The sequence below is a fragment of the Halomonas sp. SSL-5 genome (assembly GCF_030708455.1).
In the GTDB taxonomy this organism is placed as follows: Bacteria; Pseudomonadota; Gammaproteobacteria; order Pseudomonadales; family Halomonadaceae; genus Halomonas.
This window is the reverse complement of the sequence record NZ_JAUYWF010000024.1, coordinates 1-1,356: the sequence shown is the minus strand read 5'-3', so window position 1 is coordinate 1,356 and position 1,356 is coordinate 1. Positions and strand designations below refer to the sequence as shown.

Here is a 1,356-nt window from a genome sequence, read left to right as displayed (position 1 = left end):
GCCACCCTGTTCGGCATGATGCTGTTGACCACGGTAGACGTGGGTGGCCGTTACTTCTTCAATGCGCCGATTCTCGGCACCGTCGAGCTGACCCAGCTGATGCTGGCGGCGCTGGTATTCCTGTCGCTGCCGGTAGTGTGCTGGCGTCAGGAGCATGTCAGCGTGGACCTGCTGGACGCGGTCTTTCCGGCCCGGCTGGTATGGCTGCGGGAGGTGATCGTCAACCTGCTGGTGACGGCAGCGCTGTGGATGATGGCCCAGCGTGTCTGGGCCCTGGCCGAGCGTTCCTTCTCCTGGGGTGATGTCACCGAGTTCCTGCGTATTCCCTATGGCTACTTGATCGGGCTGATCTCGATCATGCTGGCGTTGTCGGCACTGCTGACCCTGGTGCGGGCGGTGCTCTATCTGCTGGAAGGGTTCAAGGTGATCAAGCGGGGCGGCCCACTGAGTCCTGGAGGGACCCATGACTGAAGCACTTTATGGTTTTGCTGCGCTGCTGGTACTGGTGTTCCTGCGCGTCCCGCTGGCCTTCGCCATGGGGATTATCGGCTTCGTCGGTTTCTATTACCTGACCGGTAACTGGAGTGCCGCCGAAGCGATGGCAGCGCGTCGGGTGGTGGATACCGCCATGGACTACGGCCTGTCGGTGATCCCGTTGTTTATCCTGATGGGCAACTTCGTCTCTCATGCCGGACTGTCGGATGCCCTGTTCCGGGCCTCCAACGGCTTCCTGGGGCACCGCAAGGGCGGTCAGGCCATGGCCACCATCGTGGCCTGCGGGGGCTTCAGTGCTATCTGCGGCTCGAGCCTGGCCACCTGTGCCACCATGGGTCGGGTCGCCATGCCGCAGATGCGCAAGTATGGCTACAAGGACTCCCTGGCCGCGGCCTCGATCGCCGCCGGCGGCACCCTGGGCATCCTGATCCCGCCCAGCGTAATGCTGGTGATCTACGGCATTCTCACCGAGACCAGTATCCGCGAGTTGTTCGCCGCCGGCTTTATCCCCGGCATGCTGGGGATCGTCCTCTACCTGGGGGCGGTGAAGTGGGTGCTGTGGCGCGACCCCGAAGCGGGCCCGGCGGCGGAGCGGGTGCCGTGGGCGGAGCGCATCGCCGCGCTGAAGAGCGTGGGCAGCACCCTGGCGCTGTTCGTGCTGGTGATCGGCGGCATCTATCTGGGCGTGTTCACGCCCACCGAGGCGGCGGGTATCGGTGCGATGGGGGCCTTCCTGATCGCGTTGATGCGCCGCGCGCTGTCTCCCCGGGTGTTGATGGCGGTGCTGATGGACACGGTGCGCACCACGGCGATGCTGTTTGCGGTGGTGTTGACGGCACTGATCTTCGCCAACTTCATCAA

2 protein-coding genes are annotated in these 1,356 nt (G+C 64.5%); both read left to right on the top strand.

Annotated elements, in window-relative coordinates:
* The coding region (locus RAN53_RS16300; RefSeq protein ID WP_305797850.1) for a TRAP transporter small permease at nucleotides 1–471 on the top strand (471 nt) is incomplete at its 5' end.
* Nucleotides 464–1,356, top strand: an 893-nt coding sequence (locus tag RAN53_RS16295) for a TRAP transporter large permease (protein ID WP_305797849.1), incomplete at its 3' end; no start/stop codon positions are given. The genes RAN53_RS16300 and RAN53_RS16295, both read left to right, overlap by 8 nt.